Raw genomic sequence first — 20,000 nt, 5'->3', positions numbered from 1 at the left:
GGTGGGTGGAGAACAGGGTCATGACTCCGCCACGGTGGAGCGGGTTGACGATGAAGAGGTGGGCGGTGGCCGGGGCCCTGTCGTAGGGAATGGCCTCCGCGCCGCGTTCCAGCTTCAGCAGGGCATTGGCGAGCGCGTCCGGGTCGCCCGCCAGCTCGGCGCCCGTCTGGTCCGCCCCGTATTCCCGTGAGCGGCTGACGGCGAGCTGGAGCAGCGTGGCGGCGATGGGGGCCACCAGCAGCAGGCCCAGGTTGGCGAAGGCGCTGCCCAGTCCGCCGCGCTCGTCGTTGTCGCCCCGGCTGAGCATGGAGCCGCCGAACCAGAAGAGCATCTGCGCGGCGTAGCTGATGATGCCGGCCAGGGTCGCCGCCACCGTGCCGATGAGGGTGTCCCGGTTGCGCACGTGCCCCAGTTCATGGGCCAGCACGCCCTCCAGCTCGCGCCGGTCGAGCAGCTCCATCAGGCCCGCTGTCACCGCGATGGCGGCGTGGCTCGGGTTGCGGCCCGTGGCGAACGCGTTGGGCGCCGCCGTGGGGAGGATGTAGACCTTGGGTTTGGGCATGCCCGCTCGGGAGGCCAGCCGCGCCACCATGTCGTGCAGCCAGGGCGCCTGCTCGTAGGGCAACGGCCTGGCGCCGTGGATGGCCAATGCAATCCGGTCGCTGAACCAGTAGGAGCCGAAGTTCATCACCACCGCGAAGAGGCCGGCGAAGAGCAGACCTTGCGGGCCGCCCAGTCGGTCGCCGATGACGAGCACCAGGGCCGTGAGCCCGGCCAGCAGCACGGTCGTCTTGAGCGCGTTGCCCAGCCGGTGCCAACCGCCGCCTCCGTGCAGTGCTGGCCGGTCCGCGTCGGCGCGGGCCGTATCGTGGGAAGATTGGAACGCCATGGCCGCCTCGTTTCCGGAGACCCTTCGGGGCCCTCTGGAAACGTAAACAAGCGCGAGGGCTCGGCAATGACGGGGGACGGCACGCCCCCCAGGGCCAGGAGGCAGGGGGCCTGGGTGCAATGGTGCACCCTCCACCCAGCCCCTGGCCCCTTGCCGTGACACGCTCCTACGGGCGCTCGGCCGTCGCGCCGCGCAGCGGAGAGCGCAAGCGGATGGGCGGCGACTCCGGCGCGGGGCGGATCCACCGCTTGGGCGCCAGGCCGTCCACCTCCCGAGCGAGGTCCACGTCCGGGTCCACCAGCAGCTCCGCGGGGCGGCCATTGAGCGACACCTGGGCGTCGACGTGGACCTGGACGCGGCCCTTGCCCTGCGCCTCGAAGTCCCGGGCGATGTGCCGCGCCAGTTGGAGGATGAGGTCCGGCTGCACCGACATCTCCCGCTCCTGGAGGCGGGTGAGGTACTGGCTGGGCGCGACGTGCCACTCCCGGTCCGACGCCGGGTCGCGGACGATGAAGGTCACGCTGCCGTTCTTCTCGCGCGCCATCACTCGCCAGGAGAAGCGCATGCCCTGCTCGTGCCACAGGACGTTGCCGCCGTAGAGGTGGGTACGCAGCGGAATGGCGACCTGCACGAAGGCGTAGGTCAGGGCCAGGCCGAGCGCCACCTGTCCCTTCCATCCGGGAGCGCTCAGGGTGGGCGTCGTGGGCGTTTCCGAGGCGGACGAAGTCGCGACGGACGTCCGCGCGAGGCGGGCGCGCAGCCCGTGGCACAGCCGCCGTGGCCAGGAGGCTTCGAAGAAGACCAGGGCCCCGGTGACCATGATGAAGGGGAACATGCCAATGGGAAACAGCGCGGAGGTGGCCGCGTGGAACCCGAGCACCACGACATAGGCGAAGGGCCGCAGCTTCCGGGTGAGGAGGAAGGCGACGATGGTGGTGTCGAAGAGGAATCCCGACCAGGCCGCGAGGTAGGCGACCCAGGGCTCGTCGAGCATGGGACCGACGAGGGGCAGGCTCGTCCGGGCCGACAGCCAGATGCCGAGCGGCTGGGCATGGAGCAGCCAGTCACCGGTCAGCTTCGCCAGCCCCGCGAAGACGTACACCACGCCCACCTGGAAGCGCAGCAGCAGCGTGCACCACGAGGGCAGCCAGTCACTGCGCAGTGAGGGCTTGCGCCAGGCATCCACCGAGAAGGCCCGGTGCGCCGGCACGACGAGCATCAGCCCGAGGAGCAGGCTCACCAGGTAGTAGTGATTGAGGTAGTTGCTGACGTCCACGAGCTGGACGTAGGTGAAGGCGACGAACAGCAGGCCCACCGTCACGCGGTAGAAGAGGCCCGCCGCCATGCAGAGCCCGAGTATCGCGAGCACCGCGAAGACGGTGTGCATCCACGGCGCCGGCAGCGCGGGCACCCAGCCGAAGCCCCAGTAGGTGAAGTGGAAGCGGGGGCCGGTGAACAGCACGTCCACCCAGCCGTAGGCGAGGAACCGGACCGCTGAGACGAAGATGAGCAGCCCCAGCGCCACGCGGAACGCCACCAGCGCCGCGATGTCTCGCGGCGCCAGCAGCACCTTCCAGATGCGCCCGGACGCGGGGCGCTCGCCCGACGCCACCTCAGTCATTGTCCCCCTCGACGGACTGGGGCAGCTCCAGGTCCAGCACGGTGACGAGCTCCGTCTTGAGCACGTCCGTCACGGCCTTGATGACGTCGTACATCGTCCGCATCGCGGCCTTGTCCTGAGCCAGGACCGTCGCCAGGTCTTCACCCGGAACAGCCTCGATGCCCGCCGCCGCCGCCGCGTTGCGCTCGCGCAGCTTCGCCGCCAGCGCGCCGGCGCCCGAGGCCTCGAGCAGGTCGTCGAAGCCCGTGCCGGAGAAGTTCTCGCCGCAGCCTTCCGTGATGCGCCGGTAGCCCACCAGGTTGGCCCGGATGTTCGCCTTCGAGCGCGCGGCGAACTGCGACTCCAGGTGTTCGGGGCACGTCGACGTGGCGCAGTCACGCAGCGCCAGCGGCCGTGCCACCTTGAGGTCCTTCACCTCGCGCTCGAAGTAGAAGATGGCGTCGCTCACGGAGTTCAGCGCCGCCTGCGTGGAGGGGTACACGGCATTGCCGGAGCCCGCCGTCGCCAACGTCCGGCTGAAGTTCTCCTGGTCCGGGGCCCACGCGTTCACCAGCGCGTCCGCGCGTCGGCGGACGTCGGCGGCCACCACGGCGGCGTACGCCCGCTTGCGCGCGGCCCGCTCGTCCGCGGACAGCGCCGCCCACGTGCCCTGGGATACGATGACGGAGGTGCCGGGGCAGGCGGTGTCGTCCCCCTCGAAGAAGAGCAGGTACTCCAGCGCGTACAGGCCGCGGCGGCTCACCAGTGAGCTGTCGAAGGTCTCCGACTCGTAGCTGCGGTTGACGAGCTGCTCCTCGATGGCGCACCGGCTGACCAGGGGCCACGAGTAGATGTTGTCGCGAATCTCCGCGCCGCCCGGGAGGCTCCGGGGCGCGGCGGGACCGAACTGCATCACCTCCGCCACCTGCCACGCGTTCATGGCCTGGTGGTAGGCCTCGCGCGCGGCGTCTCGCGTGGTGGCATCCGGCGTGGCCGCGAGGGCCGCGCCGGCGCTCTCCAGCGCGGCGGCCGCGGTCTGGAACTCACGTGCCGTCTGCAGCACACAGGCTCCGGTCGATTCCAGCAGCGCGGCGCGCGTCGCGGCCACCGTGTCGTCCGGATTGTCCGTCCCTGCGTCCGGCGGGGTCACCTTGTCCGACTTGCACGCGGACAGCGAGAGGAGGGCGGGCACCGCGAGCGCGATGGCCCGCGCACGCAGGACGGAGAGGGGGCGCGATGACTCGGTGTTCATGTCCGGGCTCGCTAGCACGCCGAAGTTGTTAATGACAATCAACTTCAAATTTGACCGGGGAAGCGTGCGAGTTTCCACAGGTTGGGTGTTGACCCGTCGCGGTCTTCCGGAGTACGAGGCGGATGTGGAGAAACTGATAACGATTATCGTTTGCAGTTCGAAGGGTTCCTGAGGAGGGGAAGACATCATGTTGAAGACGGTGAAGCACCGCAGCTTCCTGGTGCGTGGAGCCGCGTTGGCGCTCACGCTGGCGTGCATGACGGGCTGTGGCGACGACGATGAGCCCACTCCGACGCCTGACGCGGGCACCAACACGGACGCCGGTACGGACGCGGGCACGAACCCGACGCCTGACGCGGGCACCGGCGCGCTGGACAGCGACATCGCGGTGGTCCGCTTCAACGAGGATGGTACGCACGACACGACGTTCGGTGCGGGCGGCGTGACGCACGTGGACTTTGGCACCGGCCGCGACGGCACGCGTGACTCGCTGTGGGACGTGCGCGTGGACGGCACGGACCGCATCGTGCTGTTCGGCAACAAGCGCGCGGACGGTACGCGCTCGGACACCGACCGCGTGGTGGCACGCTTGACGGCGACAGGTGCGCTGGACACGACGTTCGGCTCCACCGAGACGCCCAACGGGTTCAGCGTCCTCAACCTGTCCAACCTGAACGACGGCATGCGCTACGGCTTCATCCAGCCGGACGGCAAGATCATGACGTCCGGCTACACCTCCATGCCCACGGGCGTGGGTGCGCAGGCGGCCAACCGCATCGTGCTGCAGCGGCTGAACGACAACGGCACGGCGGACGACGCGTTCGGCTGGAAGGGCGTCGTGACGTCCGCGCCGTTCCAGGCCCAGAGCGAGACCAACCCTGAGTGGGGCATGGCCGAGGCCTACGCCGTGGGCATGCAGTCCAACGGCAGCTACGTGACGACCGGCTACGGCCGCTCCGCGTCCTCCGGCGCGGTGGACCTGGTGTCCTTCCGCTACACCGCCACGGGCGCGCTCGACCCGACGTGGGGCGTGGGCGGCGCCGTGGTGCTGGACCTGGTCGGTGACAACGACCGCGGCCGCAACCTGGTGGTCCTGAACGACGACCGCGTCCTGCACGTGGGCAGCGGCTCCCTGGGCGCGCAGAACAACCAGGCCCTCCTCCTGGTGCAGACGCCGGACGGCCAGCCGGACACGGCCTTCGCGCCGGAAGGCTACAAGACCTTCAGCCTCGACCGGCCGGAGCAGGCCTTCTTCGGCGTGGCCCGGTCGGCGGACGGCAATTGGGCCGCCGCGGTGGGTTACCGCGCGGGTGGCAACCAGAACGACGACGGCATCCTCGCCATCATCCCCACGAGCGGCTCGGCGGAGGAGGTCATCATCAAGGCCACGCCGATCTCCACCTCGGAGAACGACCGCTTCTGGTCCGTCGCCTTCGATTCGACCAACCGCATCTACGCGGCGGGCTTCGTGACCGAGGGCGGGGACAACCAGATGGTGGTGGCTCGCTTCACCACCGAGGGCAACCTCGACACGACCTTCGGTACCGGCGGTATCGCGAAGCTCAACGTCGCGACCGCGGGCACCGAGGAGGCCGCTCGCGGCATCGCCATCCAGTCGGATGGAAAGATCGTCATCGGCGGTCCCATTGAGAAGCGGTAGTCGCTGACGCAGTGTAGAAGCAGGAGCCGGGGAAGGCGGCCCGCGCGCGGGCGAGTCACCATCCCTGGCTCCTGGCTTTTGAGTCGTCGGACATCCCAGTCAGACAAGGTCGAAACGCTTCAGATGGCACTGTTCGAGCAGAAGCTGATGTGGGCGCGGAGTTGGACACTTCCGGCGCTCTTGCTGGCATGGGCCTCCCCGGCCGCGGCGCAGTCCGAGCCGCCCCAGGATGCCGCCACCGTGGCCCCCGAGCCGGCGCAGGCGCAGGACACCGCCGTCGTTCCTGAAGCGCCGCCGGCGCAGGACGCCGCCGCCCTTCCTGAGGCGCCGCCAGCGCAGGACACCGCCGCCGAGGCGGCGCAGTGGGCCGAGCCCGCGCAGGCGCCCGTGGGCGACGCGCCGCTGGCCACCGAGCCCCCCGCGAGCGAGCCCCTGGCGCTGGAGCCTTCACCCGCGGCGGTGGAGAAGAGATTCGAGAGCGTGGTGGTGGGCACCTCGGAGGCGCGCACGAGCGGCTCCATCCACGTGCTCAAGCCCGCGCAGTTGGAGCGCTTCGAGCGCGATGACCCCGCCGCCATCCTCCAGACGGTGCCCGGTGTGTACTCCCGTGGCGAGGACGGCTTCGGCCTGCGGCCGAACGTGGGCTTGCGCGGCGTCAATCCGGACCGCAGCAAGAAGGTCACCCTTTTGGAGGACGGTGTCCTCTTCGGCCCGGCGCCGTACTCCGCGCCGGCGGCCTACTACTTCCCGCTGGCCACGCGCATGCAGAGCATCCGCGTGCTCAAGGGGCCCTCGGCCATCCAGCAGGGACCGCAGACGGTGGGCGGCTCCGTGGAGTTCATCACCCGGGACATCCCCGCGTCCGAGTCCGCCTGGCTGGACGTGGCGGGCGGCGAGTACCTCTACGGCAAGGCCCACGGCGTCTTCGGCGCCAGCACCGAGCGCGCGGGCTTCCTGCTCGAAGGCATCCACCTGCGCAGTGACGGCTTCAAGGAGCTGGACACCGTTGGCGGCAACACGGGCTTCGCCCGCAACGAGTGGATGGCCAAGGGCCGCTACCTGCTCGTCCCCGAGGGCCCCGTGCGCCAGACGCTCCAGCTCAAGCTGGGCTACTCGGACGAGGACTCGAACGAGACGTACCTGGGCCTGAGCAGCGCGGACTTCGCCGCCGCGCCGCTGCGCCGCTACGTCGCGAGCGCCCTGGACCACATGAAGTGGCACCGCACGCAGGTGGTGCTCAGCCACGAGCTCGAAGCGGGCGGGCTGGCCGTGACGACGTCCGTCTACCGGCATGACTTGAGCCGGGCGTGGCGCAAGGTGAACCGCTTCCGCGGCGCCTCCATCGCCAGCGTGCTGGCGGACCCCACGAGCGCGCGCAACTCCATCTACTACGGCGTGCTCACTGGCGAACTGGACTCGTCGTCGTCCCAGGATGCGCTGCTCATCGGCCCCAACGACCGCACGTACGTGTCCCAGGGGCTCCAGAGCATCGCCCGTTGGACGGCCACCACCGGGTCGCTGAGCCACAACCTCGAGCTGGGCGCGCGCTTCCACTACGACAGCATCCTCCGCCTCCACACCGAGGACGCCTTCCTGATGCAGGGCGGCCAGCTCGTGCGGACCAGCGAGCCCACGTACACGACGGCCGACAACAAGGACTCCACGCACGCCATCGCCCTGCACGCGACGGACGCCATCGGTTGGGGGCCCCTGGTGCTGACGCCGGGCGTGCGCATGGAAATCATCCGCTCGGCGTCGCGGAACCACCTGACGGGCACCGAGTCGAGCGGCGCGCTGGAGGTGCTCATGCCGGGCATGGGCATCTACGGCGCCTTGACGCGCGAGCTGGGCCTGTTCGCGGGCGCTTATCGCGGCTTCTCGCCCCCGGCGCCCGGACAGCCGGACGTGGTGCTGCCGGAGAAGAGCATCAACTACGAGGCCGGCGCGCGGTGGACCCGCCGTGGTGAGCGGTTGGAGGCGGTGGGCTTCTTCAACGACTACTCGAACCTCACCGACATCTGCACGTTCTCCAGTGGCTGCCTCAATGATGCCCTCGACCGGCAGACGGACGCGGGCAAGGCCTACATCTACGGCCTGGAAGTCTTCGGTGAGAAGACGTTCCGTCCGGGCGGCGGCGTGACGTTCCCCGTCTCGCTGTCCTACACCTTCACGCGCACGCGGCTGCGTGAGGACTTCCAGTCGGCGGACCCGCAGTTCGGCAACGTGCGCGCGGGCGACGAGCTGCCCTACGTGCCCCGGCACCAGCTCTACGCCACCGCGGGCGTGGAGACGTCCTGGGGCGGCCTGGCCCTGAGCGCCTTCTATGTGGATGCCATGCGCGAGCAGGCGGGGCAGGGCGAGGTGCCTCCGGAGCTGCTGACGGACGCGCTGCTGACGTTCGACGTCAACGCGAGCTGGAACTTCTCCCGCTGGGGGCAGCTGTACCTGAGCGCGCGCAATATCCTGGACGAGCAGGCCGTCGTGTCGCGCCGTCCCTACGGTGCCCGGCCCAACGCGCCTCGGGCCGTCATCGTGGGCGTCAAGGTGGGCCTCTGAAGCCCGGCCACCACCGCGGGCGGCGCCTCGTTTCTAGAGATAGAAGCGGTCCGTCACGCCCGCGGTGCGCTGGAGGATGGCGCTCCAGCCCAGCCACAGGGCGATGCCGCTGGCATCCGCCCGCGCCTCCGCACCCAGGGCTCCCAGCGAGCCCGTGCACCCGGCCAGCGTGAAGCGTCCTGAATCGGTCAGGTGTGTGAGGAGGGCGCGCAACGTGGGCATCCCACGCGACTCGAAGCGGTCGGAGACGTCATCGCGGCCCATGAAGTCCGGGTCGTCGAGCGCCCCATCGAGGAAGCGCTCCAGGGCCCACCAGAAGAGGTACACCTCCGCCTTGCGGCCAGAGGCCACGGCAGCGGCGGCGATGGACAGGCCTTGATGCACGCGGTCGTAGTCGCCGCTGTGCAGGAAGACAACCACGTGGGTCGGGGGGGCGCTCACGCGGCGCTCATACCGCCCACGAGGCGCCAGCGTCCACCCACACGCCGGGACTGACCGCCCGGGCCCTTTGGCTTGCGCCTTGGCCGCCGTGCTTGCTAGGAAACCTCGGTCATTCGGGCACTTACGCGCCGTAGCACCTGGGCGGACCGGACTTCATCGAGATGGGCGACGACATCACAGCCAGACGCAAGGACGCGCATCTCGACCTTTGCTCGACGGGTGACGTCGAACCCAGCGGAAACAGCACCCTGCTGGAGTGCATCAAACTGGTCCACTGCGCGATGCCGGAAATGTCCGTGGAGGACGTGGACCTGTCCACGGCGTTCCTGGGCAAGCGGCTGCGCTACCCGCTGCTCGTCACCGGCATGACGGGTGGGACCGAGCGTGCGGGTGCGGTGAATCGCGACCTCGCGCTGCTCGCCGAGCGCCACGGCCTGGCCTTCGGTGTGGGCAGCCAGCGCGCCATGTCGGAGGACGCCTCGCGGGCCGCGTCCTTCCAGGTGCGGCAGGTGGCGCCCACGGTGGCGCTCCTGGGCAACATCGGCATGTTCCAGGCCATCGGGCTGGGCGTGGACGGGACGCGCCGGCTGGTGGACGGCATTGGCGCGGACGGGCTGGCGCTGCACCTCAACGCGGGTCAGGAGCTGACGCAGCCGGAAGGAGACCGGGACTTCCAGGGCGGCTATCGCGTGGTGGAGCTGCTGGTGAAGGCCTTTGGCGACCGGCTGCTGGTGAAGGAGACGGGCTGCGGCATTGGCCCGGACGTCGCGCGGCGGTTGGTGGAGCTGGGCGTGCGGAACATCGACGTGTCCGGTCTGGGCGGGACGTCCTGGGTGCGCGTGGAACAACTTCGCGCGTCGGGCGTACAGGCACAGCTGGGGGCGGAGTTCAGCGCGTGGGGCATTCCCACGGCGGCGGCGTTGGCCTCCGTGCGCCGGGCCGTGGGCCCGGACGTCCACCTGGTGGCGAGCGGTGGCCTGCGCACGGGGCTGGACGCGGCCAAGGTGCTGGCGCTGGGGGCGAACCTGGCCGGCATGGCGCTGCCGTTGTTCCGGGCGCAGCAGGCGGGCGGGCTGGAGGCGGCGGAGGCGGCGCTGGAGGTCATCCTGGCGAGTCTGCGGCAGGCGCTCGTGCTGACGGGAAGCAGAAGCTGCGCTGAACTGAGACAGCGCCCCCGGGTGGTCACCGGAGAGTTGAAGGATTGGTTGGCGGCGCTGTAGAGGGTGCCCGCGCCGAAGTCTGGAAGGAAGAATATGTCTGACACCGTGACGTCCCGGCTTCCCGGGTTCCACAAGCTGCCGATGGAGGAGCGCCACGCGCACCTCTCCCGCATGTTCCGGCTCACGCCCGAGGACCTGCAGCAGCTGCTGGGCTCGGAGGCGCTCCAGCCTGTCCTGGCGAACCAGATGATTGAGAACGCGGTGGGGACCTTCTCCCTCCCGCTGGGCCTGGGCCTGAACCTTCAGGTCAACGGGCGCGACTACCTGGTGCCCATGGCGGTGGAGGAGCCGTCCGTCGTGGCGGCGGTGTCCTTCGCGGCGAAGATTGTCCGGGAGGCGGGCGGCTTCATCGGTGAGGCGGACCCGTCGCTGATGATTGGCCAGGTGCAGGTGTCGCGCTACGGCGACCCGACGGTGGCCACCGAGCGCATCCTGGCGCACAAGGAGCAGATCCTCGCGCTGGCCAACAGCTTCCACCCGGCCATGGTGGCGCGTGGCGGCGGGGCGAAGGACGTCGAGGTTCGCGTGCTGCCGGCCCCGGAAGGGCCGCGCGGCGAGCCGCTGCTCATCGTCCACCTCATCATCGACGCCCAGGAGGCGATGGGGGCCAACCTCATCAACACCATGGCGGAGGGCGTGGCGCCGCTCATCGAGCAGGTGACGGGCGGGAAGGTGTACCTGCGCATCCTCTCCAACCTGGCGGACCGCCGGCTGGCGCGCGCCATGTGCCGCATCCCCATCCCGCTGCTGGCGGACTTCGAGATGCCGGCCGAGGAGATCGCCGAGGGCATCGCCCAGGCCAGCCGCTTCGCGGAGGCGGACCCGTACCGCGCGGCCACGCACAACAAGGGCGTGATGAACGGCATTGACGCGGTGGCCATCGCCACGGGGCAGGACTGGCGCGCCATTGAAGCGGGCGCGCACGCGTTCGCCTGCCGCAACGGGCAGTACCGGCCGCTGTCCACCTGGTACCTGGAAGAGGGCCACCTGGTGGGCCGCATCGAGCTGCCCATGGCGCTGGGGACGGTGGGCGGGCCCATCAAGATCCACCCGGGCGTGCAGATGGCGCTCAAGCTGATGCAGACCACGTCGGTGCGAGAGCTCGCCATGGTGTTCGCGGCGGTGGGGCTGGCGCAGAACTTCGCGGCGCTCCGGGCGCTGGGCAGCGTGGGCATCCAGAAGGGCCACATGGCGATGCACGCGCGCTGCGTGGCGGTGACGGCGGGCGCGCGGGGCGACTGGGTGGAGAAGATCGCCAACCTGCTGGTGAAGGCGGGCCACGTGAAGGTGGAGAAGGCCCGCGAACTGCTGGCCAGCCTCCCCGCCGAGGATGCCGCGGCCGCGACCGGCACCACGGTCTGACGCCGTGGCTCCTCGTCCTGAATCCTTGTCGGCCTTTGGCGCCGGCAAGGTCATCCTGTTGGGTGAGCACAGCGTCGTGTACGGGCACCCGGCCCTGGCCGGGCCGTTGTCGCAGGGCGTGACGGCGCGCGCGGTGCCCGCGAAGGCGTGTCAGCTCGCGTTGCCCTCCACGCTCAGCCGCCCGCAGCGGGCGCAGCTCACGGCGGCGTTCGCCCGTGCGGCGGAGGTGACGGGCGCGCCGCCGGTGAAGGTGTCGCTGGAGGCGGACCTGCCGTTGGCGGTGGGCCTGGGGAGCTCGGCGGCGTTGTCGGTGGCGTGCGCGCGGTTGCTGCTCCAGGCGGCGGGGAAGGTGCCCACGCCGAAGGACGCGGCGCGCGTGGCGTGGGCGATGGAGCAGGAGTTCCACGGCACGCCATCCGGGGTGGACCACACCACCAGCGCGGCGGAGCAACTGGTCCTCTATCGGCGCAAGCCGGGGGCCGCCAAGGGGACGGGGCAGGTGGTGGAGTGCCCCAAGCCCTTGCACATGGTGGTGACGCTCGCGGGTGAGCGCAGCCCCACGAAGAAGACGGTGGGCGCGCTGCGGGAGCGGCAGGCTCGCTGGCCGTCGCGCTACGAGCGCCTGTTCACGGAGATTGGACGGGTGGCCTCGGAGGGGGCGAAGGCGGTGGCGGCGGGAGATTTGGAGGCGCTGGGCGACGCGATGAACGTCAATCAGGGCCTGCTCGCGGCGCTGGGCCTGTCGTCGCCGCAGTTGGAAGAGATGGTCTACCGGTTGCGGGAGCTGGGGGCGCTGGGCGCCAAGCTGACCGGAGCTGGTGGAGATGGTGGGGCCGTCATTGGCCTGTTCCTGGAGCCCAAGCCCGTGGTGACGAAGCTCACCCGGATGGGCGTGCGCTGCTTCAGCAGCCAGCTCGCGGGTCCGCGGGCGTCGTGAGTCTTCCCATGAAAGCCACAGCTCTGGCGCATCCCAACATCGCCCTGGTGAAGTACTGGGGGAAGCGGGATGACGCGTTGATTCTGCCGCACCAGTCCAGCCTGTCCCTCACGCTGTCGCCGTTGTCGGTGACGACCACGGTGGAGTTCGGCGCCGCGAGCGACCAGGTGGAGCTCAACGGGCACACCGCCAAGGGCAGCGAGCGCGATCGCGTGCTGCAGCTGCTGGAGTTGGTGCGCGCCCAGGCGAAGGCCGACCTGGGCCCCGCGAAGGTGGTGTCTCGCGGGGACTTCCCCATGGCGGCGGGGTTGGCCAGCAGCGCGGCGGGCTTCGCGGCGCTGGCGGTGGCGGGACGCGCGGCGGCGGGGCTGCCATCGGAGCCCCGCGCGGCCAGCATCCTGGCGCGCATGGGCAGCGGCTCGGCGTGCCGGAGCGTCCAGGGTGGGTTCTGCGAGTGGCAGCGCGGCGAACGTCCGGATGGTGAGGACAGCTTCGCGGTGCAGCGCTTCGACGCGGCCCACTGGCCGGACGTGCGCATGGTGGTGGCGATTCTCGACCGCGGCGAGAAAGAGGTGAAGTCGCGGGACGGGATGAAGCTCACGGTGGACACCAGCCCGTACTACCCGGCGTGGGTGAAGGACGCGGAGGTGGAGGTGGTGCAGGTGCGCGAGCACATCGCCCGGCGAGATTTGCAGGCCCTGGGTGAGCTGTGTGAGCGCAACGCGTGGCGGATGCACGCGACGTCGTTCGCCGCGAATCCGCCGCTGAGCTACATGAGCCCCGGCACGTTGGCGCTCATCCAGCACCTGAAGGAGCAGCGCAAGAAGGGCATCCCGGTGTGGTTCACGCTGGACGCGGGGCCGAACCCGGTGCTGCTGACGGACGCCGCGCACGAGGTGGCCGCGGAGGCGCTGGCGCGCGCGTGCGGCGCGGTGGATGTGATTCGCTGCGTGCCGGGTGGTGACGCGGAGCTGAAGGCGGAGCACCTCTTTTGATGGAGCGCGCCCTCTCCGCGCCGGGGAAGCTGTTCCTCTCCGGTGAGTACGCCGTGCTGTGGGGCGGCGTGGCGCGACTGGCCGCGGTGGCACCGCGCACCGCCGCGTATGTCCGCCGCCGTGCGGATGCCCGGGTGCACGTGTGCCTGGAAGATGGGACGCTGGCGGGAAGTACGACGCCGTTGGGCGTGCGCTGGGAGCGTGAAGTCCCAGCGGGGTTCGCCTTCGTGGCGCGGGCGCTGGACGAGGCCCTGCGCGCTCACGGACGCGCGAGCCAGGGGTTCGACCTGGCGGTGGCCCCGTCCGCGGTGGGGCCGAACGGGCAGAAGCTGGGCATGGGCGGCAGTGCGTGCGCGACGGTGCTGGCGGCGGAAGGCGCGCGCTATGTGCTGGAGGAGCGCTATGACGCGCTGAAGCTGGCGCTGCTGGCGCACACGCTGGGGCAGGGCGGCAAGGGCAGCGGCGGGGACGTGGCGACGAGCTTCGCCGGTGGCATGCTTCGTTACCGTCGCTACGACGTGGCGTCGCTGATTGAGGCGAGCAACACCGGGCGGTTGCGCGCGGCGCTGGCGGAGTCTCCGTCGGTGGACGTGTGGCGGCTACCTTCGCCTCGGGTGTCCATGGCGTATGCCTTCACGGGCGAGAGCGCCTCGACGCGGGTGTTGATTGGCCAGGTGGAAGCGCGTCTGGAGGAGTCAGGCCGCCAGAGTTTCGTGGCGCGCTCGGACACGCTGGGTCACGCGATTGAAGACGGGCTGAGCGGCGGTGACTTCCGGGCCTTCGCGGAGGCCGTGAAGGCGCAGCACGCGCTGCTGTTGGAGCTGGGGCCGCTGGAGACGGAAGGCATGCGCCGCGTGCTGGCGCTGGCGGCGACCTACGGCGCGGTCGGCAAGCTGTCCGGGGCGGGTGGTGGAGACGGTTGCATCCTGTTCGCGCCGGATGCCCAGGTGCGGGCGGAGATGTGCAAGGGATTGGACGCCCGAGGCTTCCATACGCTGCTCCTGGATGCCGAACCCGGCGTGCGTGGTGAGGCCCAGGCGGTTCCCCGGCTGCGGACCTGGGTCGACGCTCTATCCTGAGTGCGCTTTTCCGAAGACGACGAGGCTGCCGGGCCTTGAGAAATCCAATGCCTCACGGGCTCAACAGCCTCGTCGCTGACGGAGCTCCCTGCAGCGCGTCAGCGCGAGCGCTTCGATGAGGTGCCGCGCATCTCGTTGAGCGCGTCCGTCACGGCCGCTCGCAGCTCCTCGATGATGGTGTCGAGGAACGGTCGACCCTGGAGGTCTTCGGTAATCCAGGGGTCCATGATGACTGAGCGCAGCACGGTGATGCGGCCCTCCCCGCCACGTCCCGACGCCGCGCCACTCCCCAACAAGCGCGTCTTGTAGTCATCGAAGAACTTCTTGCCGTAGTCCTCCTCGATGAAGTCCGTGGTGCTCACCAGCAGCCGGTAGCCGTAGATGTCACGGCCATCCGCTTTGACACCCAGACGATCGTAGATCATTCGGTTGAAGGTGTTTGCCTCCTCCAGGCTCGTGTTGAGTCCCTGCTCGTTCTTGAAGTTGAAGGCGTACGTGAGGATGTTGAGGTCCGCGCCCGTTTCGCGCAGCAGCTCCAGTTCCTCCTCACCCGAGGCGCTGAGGAGCTGCTCCTGACGCATGCCCTGGATTTGCTGACGCAGGACCTCCAGCGCCTGCTTCTCTCCGCCGTACTTGCGCTTGAGGGAGTCGGAGAGCTTGAAGCGCGGTCCCGGGACCACGATGAAGTCGCTCGCCACGGTGTTCATCGTCAGTAGCCGGGCATGGAAGAGCTTGCAGTTGTAGAGCGCCCTTCCGAGGATCTTCCCGTAGCCACGCTGGTCGGGTGGCACGACGGCATGACTGAGGTACACGCCCGCCGCCGCGGCACCGGGCTTGGAGCCCTCGATGCCGTACTTGCCCACGGTGAGATCCTCCTGGCTCCCCGCTGTGTTGATGTAGGGCGCCTCGAAGGCCACCAGGCTTCGCATGGATTGATTGCGGTAGCACAGCGCACCGGCGGGGTAGGGCAGGTAGCCCGTCTTGTGCGGGTCCACGGTGATGGTGTCCGCCTCCGGGAGGGCCTCGAACTGCTCCGTGACATAGCGGCTCAGTGGCAGCACGGGGGCGGGCGGCCCCGCGAGGCGCTTGTTTGAACTCGGCGGCGCGCGGAGGAGTGAGGCGAAGTACCCGCCCCAGGCCGCGTCGGCGTGCACGCAGAACGACATCCCCTGCGGATGGTACTTCTGCCGGCGAAGCGCCAGCACGGACGCGAGCGGGTCCACCAACCCTTCCTCCGTCGTCCCCATCACCGCCGTCACCGCGATGACGGGCTGCTTGTCCTTCACGCATTGGTCCAGCCGCGCCTCCAGGGCCGACACGTCCATGCGCCCCTCTTCATCCAGAGGAATGCTGAACATGTGGTCCGCGCCGATGCCCAGAATCGCCGCCGCCTTGGGCAGCGAGTAGTGCTTCGAGCCGGGGACCATGAACACGGGCGCCGGGAGGTCTCCCAGGTAGCGGCGGGTGAACTCCACGAGCCCCAGATCCTGGAGCATGTAGTTGCTCACGTTCGCCGTCAGGGTCTCCGGCGGGATCTTGAACTCCTCATGGATGCGGGTGGGGAGGCCCAGCACCTCGTCTACATCCAGGTTCAACGCTTGCCACACATCCAGGTCAACCAGACGTGCCTGGGTTCTCGAGGGCAGCGTTACCTTGAGGGCCTTCGCGGCGGCAAGCGTGGACTCCCGCTGAAGGGCCGCGCTCAGGGACAGGGGATAGAACTTCAAGTTTCGCGCGGCCCACATCGCCTCGATGTTGGCGGTGGTGCCTCCGCTGGTCAGATGGCTCCAGGGCCGGATGCCGTTCTGCTGGGTGTAGCCCACCATCCGGCACAGGTCCTCGCCAGCCCGGACCTCCAGCAGCGTCGTCAGCGGTGAGGCCTCCAGCGCGACGTTGTTCTGATTGTAGAGCATGGCCGCGAAGTAACCGGCCATGCCCGGGAGCGTCTGCTCCCACGTCATGTGGCCCTGGTAGCGCATGCTGAAGAACGGCGCGGACTTCTTCAGCTCGGCCAGGAGGTTGTCGAACTCGGTGTGCAGTGTGTCGAGCGCCCGGAGGTAGCCCGGGTCTCTCTTGATGCTCTGGGTGATGGCCGGTGGGTCCATCGGGTGGAAGTTCCGGCGCCAGAAGGCGTGGTCTCTCAGGGCCTCCAGCACCAGTTGCTCGAAGACGTCCGCGTTCTCCGCGCGGGGGCCCAGGAACCAGGCCTCGACGTCCCGCTCGTTCTCGACCGGTGCCTCCCTGCCGTGGGTTGATTCCCACAGCAGCTCTCTGTGCGCGAGTTGGTTGGTCTTCAGGCGCTCGCGCAAAGCTTGCTTCAATCCATCAAGGGCATGACTGGAGTAGTCCGGCTGGGACTTGTGGGCCATGTGGGGCTCCTTGCGGCGGGGACGGACCATGGCCAGACGCGGATAGCGCACTCAGCCACGGGGCGCCCAGATATAGCTGATGCGCTCCCAATCCCTTTTGAGATGTTGCACTGGTGCCTGTAGATGACAGTTTCCTGCCCTTCAGGGCCGGCAGGCCACAACCACGCTTCATCCGGAACGGCTGCCCTGCTGCCGCTCTTCTTTCGAGCGAATGAGCCACAGGCCACGAGGTGGGCACGTTTACGGCCACCAGCGGCCCGGTGGTGCCAGGGGTACTGGGAGCTCGCTGCGTGCGGACTCGGGAACGCCACATGTCAAGCTGTCTGTTTTTGAGACCAAGGGAAGTCCGCGTGCGGCAGCCCCAATTGAGGTCCGGCTGATATTCGTCCCAATTTGCTTGCGGATTTTCCGTTAAAAAGTGGATTATCTGATGAGTGTTCTTTGTGTGACGTCCGAGATTCTCAACTCCAGCAGGAGCCACCTTTCATGCAGGTCATTCTCAGTCACGTTCGACGGACGCTCTTCGGCGTGCTGCTCTGTTTCATTTCGGTGGCGGCGTGCGTGCAGGATTCCGGGCCCGTGACAAAGGGAGGCGACACGCCCGCTCCCACGGACATGCTTCAGCAGCGCGCGGTGTACGGCAATGACGACCGCATGGACTATTACGCGCACCCATCCCTGGCTCTGCGGAAGCTCACCCAGGAATCGACCGTGGCGCTGATGGATGTGGATGACCTCAACATGAGCGACTCCTCAAGAACCATCTTCTTCTCGAAGACGCTACAGGAATCCCTGAACCTCTGCTCCAACCAGAGATTCCTGCAGGACCCGACGCCCGCCTTTTGTTCAGGCACGCTCATTGATGACGACCTGGTGCTCACCGCAGGCCACTGTATAAAGGGGCCGCGGTCGTGTTCATCCACGCGCTTCGTCTTCAAGTATTACCGAACAGGGGCGACCACCCTGGAGTCGTCGACGTGGGAAGACGTCTTCAGTTGCAAGCGCGTCGTCGTGCGCAATACGTCCACGGTGGCTGGACGTCAGTTGGACTATGCCGTTGTCCGGCTGGACCGCCCTGTCAATTCATCGCGCGCCTTCCCAGCGTCTGTCCGCGTGAGCAACACCGCGCTGCCGGTGGGGGCCAAGCTGGCGGTGATCGGAACGGGCAGCGGCATCCCCTTCAAGATTGATTCAGGCGGCCAGGTGCATGACCCGCGTGGTTCCACGCTGGACTACTTCGTCGGCGACACGGACACCTTCGGAGGTAACTCCGGTTCGGGCGTCTACGTGAGCTCCAACGGCAACTATTTCCTGGCGGGTATCCTCGTGGGCGGCAGTCCAGACTACGTCGAGGCCCCTGATGGGGAGTGCAACGTCGTCAACGACTGCCAGGATGGATCGTGTTCCGGAGAGGAAATCACCTACGTGCGGCCGGCCATTGATGCGTATTGCGCGGTGGATACCAGCGTGCGGCTATGTGGTGGCCAATTGCCGCCGACACCGGTGACGTTCAGTTTCCAGGCGAGCAATACCAACAATGCTCGGCGCGACACCATCACCCGCGACGTCACGTTGTCGGCGGGGCAGACCCTCTATGTGGGGACCGCGATGGTGCACCTCGCCACGGCCACGGGGGATACGTATTTGCGCCTGTATCGGCGCGGGGCCTCCGCGGACGAGTTCGTCGCGGTCGCGCACAACGATGATGCTTATGACAGCCTCTCCCACATCCGTTACACGGCGACGGTCGCGGGAACGTACCAGATTCGCGTTGGCTGTGCCTTGGACAGTTTCTGCGCTGGCAGGGTGGCGTATGTCATCCGTTAGGGGCCGGGCAGAAGGTGCTTGTTGGTCTTTCGTTGATACCCTATTCCGGAGCCGGACGGCTCCCAGCCAGACAAGTGAGGGCCTCGTGCGGAGAAGCTCGACCTTTCATGCCCTGCCTCTCCTCCTGACGTTTGTGGGAGGCCTTCTCATCACGGGTTGTGGTGGCTCCGGCGAGGCGCTGCCCTCGTTCGAGCAGGAAGGGACTGTCGATACGGACTCGAGAGGGCTCTACGCGGACACGTCGTCCACCTGGGATTCGCCATTCATCCCCGTCTGCTGGGAGAACCCATCAGCCGCTGACGCTGTCGCGCGAAGCTGGGTGCAGAGCGCGGCTGAAGGCACCTGGGGTTCGGTCACGAAGATCGACTTCACTGGCTGGGGCCCGTGTTCCTCGGGTTCGCGTGGCATCCGCATCCTCATCTCGGACACCTCCGCTGGGGCGCGGACGAAATACCTGGGGCGGCACTTGGATGGCCGCTACGCCGGCATGGTGCTCAACCTCACCTTCGCTTATTGGATGCAGGAGTGCCTGGTCACGCGAGAAAGATGCATCCGCGCTAGCGCGGTGCATGAATTCGGTCATGCGCTCGGCTTCGCCGACGAGCAGACGCGAAGTGCTCCTTTCAGTTGTCCGGCGACCGCGTATGCCGGCACTTTTACGCCGTTTGGCGAAGCTGAGGAGGACGTCGATTCCGTCATGTATGAGTGCGCCGACAGCCGGTGGCGCCGGGGAGGCCGACTGACCGCGTATGACGTCAAGGGGGCCGCCTTGCTCTACGGCGACGCGCTGTGGAGCCGCCAGTTCGGCGCTGACGATAGCGCTGGGGGGTGGAGCGTGGAAGACCACGTGCGTGTCATGGGAGATGTCACTGGCGATGGGCTCCCCGACATCGTCGGCTTCGGATATGCGGGCGTGTATGTCTCCAAGAATATGGTGGAGTCCGACTTCATTCTCCCGGAGAACGGCTCCTTCGCTCCCACGCTGCTCAAGCTGCAGGGGTTCGGATATGCCCAGGGCTGGCGCGTGGAACGCCATCCACGCACCGTTGCGGACGTCAACGGCGATGGCAAGGCCGACCTCATTGGCTTCGCCGACAATGGCGTATACGTCGCACTGTCCAATGGCGACGGCTTTGGCGCGCCCGAACTCTGGCTGACGAATTTCGGCTACGATGCCGGCCAATGGCGTGTGAAATTCCATGAGCGCACCGTCGGGGACGTCAACGGCGACGGCAAGGCCGACATCGTTGGTTTTGGAGTCGCTGGTGTGTATGTCTCACTTTCCACGGGCTCTTCGTTTGGTCCTTCCAACATCTGGATTGCGGATTTCGGCGTAAACCAAGGCTGGTCTTGGTCCGCGACTGTGCGTACCGTCGCGGACGTCAATGGGGATAACAGGGCCGACATCATTGGCTTCTCCGAGAGTGGCGTATACGTCGCACTGGCCAACAGCGCTGGCACCGGTTTCAACCCAACTCAGCAATGGAGTTCTGAGTTCACCTACAACCAGCAATGGCGTGTGGAGCGCCATGTGCGCACCGTCGCGGACGTCAATGGGGATAACAGGGCCGACATTGTCGGGTTCGGAGAGACGGAGACCCGCGCCGCCCTGTCGACGGGCTCCAGCTTCTCTGCGTCCACCCTCTTGTCGCCGGACTTTTCCTTCGACGCTGGTGGCTGGCGCGTGGGCCGGCACCCTCGCTTCGCCGTGGACCTCGACGCCGACGGCCGAGCGGACCTCATCGGCTTTGGCGAGATGGGCGAATACGTGTCACTGCGCTGAGCCACTGGGGCCGCGTGCTTCGCGGTCCTG

15 protein-coding genes are annotated in these 20,000 nt (G+C 68.3%); 9 read left to right on the top strand and 6 right to left on the bottom strand.

The annotated features are described in order from the left end of the window. From HNV26_RS22025 to HNV26_RS22015, 3 genes are all read right to left on the bottom strand, one after another. A partial coding sequence (locus HNV26_RS22025; RefSeq protein ID WP_171452865.1) for a zinc metalloprotease HtpX occupies positions 1 to 889 on the bottom strand: 889 nt, incomplete at its 3' end. A 166-nt stretch (positions 890 to 1,055) separates the two neighbouring features. Further along, positions 1,056 to 2,510: an HTTM domain-containing protein gene (locus tag HNV26_RS22020; protein WP_171442998.1), complete on the bottom strand. Its 1,455-nt coding sequence runs from the start codon at positions 2,508 to 2,510 to the stop codon at positions 1,056 to 1,058. Further along, positions 2,503 to 3,741, bottom strand: coding sequence for an imelysin family protein (locus HNV26_RS22015; RefSeq protein WP_216612589.1), 1,239 nt, complete (start codon positions 3,739 to 3,741; stop codon positions 2,503 to 2,505). The genes HNV26_RS22020 and HNV26_RS22015 overlap by 8 nt, the downstream gene beginning before the upstream one ends. A 187-nt stretch (positions 3,742 to 3,928) precedes the next feature. On the opposite strand from HNV26_RS22015, the gene HNV26_RS22010 reads away from it, so the two are divergent. Next, on the top strand, positions 3,929 to 5,401 hold the full coding sequence (locus HNV26_RS22010) for an NHL repeat-containing protein (protein WP_171443000.1): 1,473 nt from the start codon (positions 3,929 to 3,931) through the stop codon (positions 5,399 to 5,401). A 123-nt stretch (positions 5,402 to 5,524) separates the two neighbouring features. Then, the gene (locus HNV26_RS22005; RefSeq protein WP_171443001.1) at positions 5,525 to 7,957 is read left to right on the top strand and encodes a TonB-dependent receptor domain-containing protein; all 2,433 of its coding nucleotides are present in this window, start codon (positions 5,525 to 5,527) and stop codon (positions 7,955 to 7,957) included. Positions 7,958 to 7,990: 33 nt separating this feature from the next. Here HNV26_RS22005 and HNV26_RS22000 read toward each other — a convergent pair whose 3' ends face one another. Further along, complete coding sequence (locus HNV26_RS22000; RefSeq protein WP_366816920.1) at positions 7,991 to 8,398, bottom strand: hypothetical protein; 408 nt, start codon at positions 8,396 to 8,398, stop codon at positions 7,991 to 7,993. A 161-nt stretch (positions 8,399 to 8,559) separates the two neighbouring features. Between HNV26_RS22000 and fni the strand changes: the two genes are divergently transcribed. Genes fni through HNV26_RS21975 form a run of 5 tightly spaced genes read left to right on the top strand, consistent with a single transcriptional unit; the run spans position 8,560 to position 13,991 of the window. Continuing rightward, positions 8,560 to 9,618 (top strand): type 2 isopentenyl-diphosphate Delta-isomerase, encoded by a 1,059-nt coding sequence (fni, locus tag HNV26_RS21995; protein WP_171443002.1) that lies wholly within the window; start codon positions 8,560 to 8,562, stop codon positions 9,616 to 9,618. A gap of 33 nt (positions 9,619 to 9,651) precedes the next feature. Continuing rightward, positions 9,652 to 10,980: a hydroxymethylglutaryl-CoA reductase, degradative gene (locus HNV26_RS21990; protein ID WP_171443003.1), complete on the top strand. Its 1,329-nt coding sequence runs from the start codon at positions 9,652 to 9,654 to the stop codon at positions 10,978 to 10,980. A gap of 4 nt (positions 10,981 to 10,984) precedes the next feature. Continuing rightward, on the top strand, positions 10,985 to 11,917 hold the full coding sequence (mvk, locus tag HNV26_RS21985) for a mevalonate kinase (RefSeq protein WP_140864810.1): 933 nt from the start codon (positions 10,985 to 10,987) through the stop codon (positions 11,915 to 11,917). An 8-nt stretch (positions 11,918 to 11,925) separates the two neighbouring features. Beyond that, positions 11,926 to 12,912: a diphosphomevalonate decarboxylase gene (mvaD, locus tag HNV26_RS21980; RefSeq protein ID WP_171443004.1), complete on the top strand. Its 987-nt coding sequence runs from the start codon at positions 11,926 to 11,928 to the stop codon at positions 12,910 to 12,912. After that, positions 12,912 to 13,991, top strand: coding sequence for a mevalonate kinase family protein (locus HNV26_RS21975; protein WP_171443005.1), 1,080 nt, complete (start codon positions 12,912 to 12,914; stop codon positions 13,989 to 13,991). The genes mvaD and HNV26_RS21975 overlap by 1 nt, the downstream gene beginning before the upstream one ends. Positions 13,992 to 14,089: 98 nt before the next feature. On the opposite strand, the gene HNV26_RS21970 is transcribed toward HNV26_RS21975, so the two are convergent. Beyond that, positions 14,090 to 16,360, bottom strand: a complete 2,271-nt coding sequence (locus HNV26_RS21970) for a pyridoxal phosphate-dependent decarboxylase family protein (RefSeq protein WP_253816886.1) — start codon at positions 16,358 to 16,360, stop codon at positions 14,090 to 14,092. A 486-nt stretch (positions 16,361 to 16,846) separates the two neighbouring features. Here HNV26_RS21970 and HNV26_RS21965 point away from each other — a divergent pair, with 486 nt between their 5' ends. After that, positions 16,847 to 18,187 (top strand): trypsin-like serine peptidase, encoded by a 1,341-nt coding sequence (locus HNV26_RS21965; protein WP_171443006.1) that lies wholly within the window; start codon positions 16,847 to 16,849, stop codon positions 18,185 to 18,187. Between the two features lie 228 nt (positions 18,188 to 18,415). Here the strand turns inward: HNV26_RS21965 and HNV26_RS38540 are convergent, their stop codons facing one another. Further along, on the bottom strand, positions 18,416 to 18,595 hold the full coding sequence (locus HNV26_RS38540; protein WP_253816884.1) for a hypothetical protein: 180 nt from the start codon (positions 18,593 to 18,595) through the stop codon (positions 18,416 to 18,418). Positions 18,596 to 18,653: 58 nt separating this feature from the next. Here HNV26_RS38540 and HNV26_RS21960 point away from each other — a divergent pair, with 58 nt between their 5' ends. Beyond that, positions 18,654 to 19,970, top strand: coding sequence for an FG-GAP-like repeat-containing protein (locus HNV26_RS21960; RefSeq protein ID WP_253816883.1), 1,317 nt, complete (start codon positions 18,654 to 18,656; stop codon positions 19,968 to 19,970). The last annotated feature ends 30 nt before the right edge of the window (positions 19,971 to 20,000 follow it).

Source organism: Myxococcus xanthus, from assembly GCF_013116825.1.
Classification (GTDB): Bacteria; Myxococcota; Myxococcia; order Myxococcales; family Myxococcaceae; genus Myxococcus; species Myxococcus xanthus_B.
The sequence above is the reverse complement of the archived record's forward strand: the minus strand, read 5'-3'. Positions and strand labels throughout refer to the sequence as shown.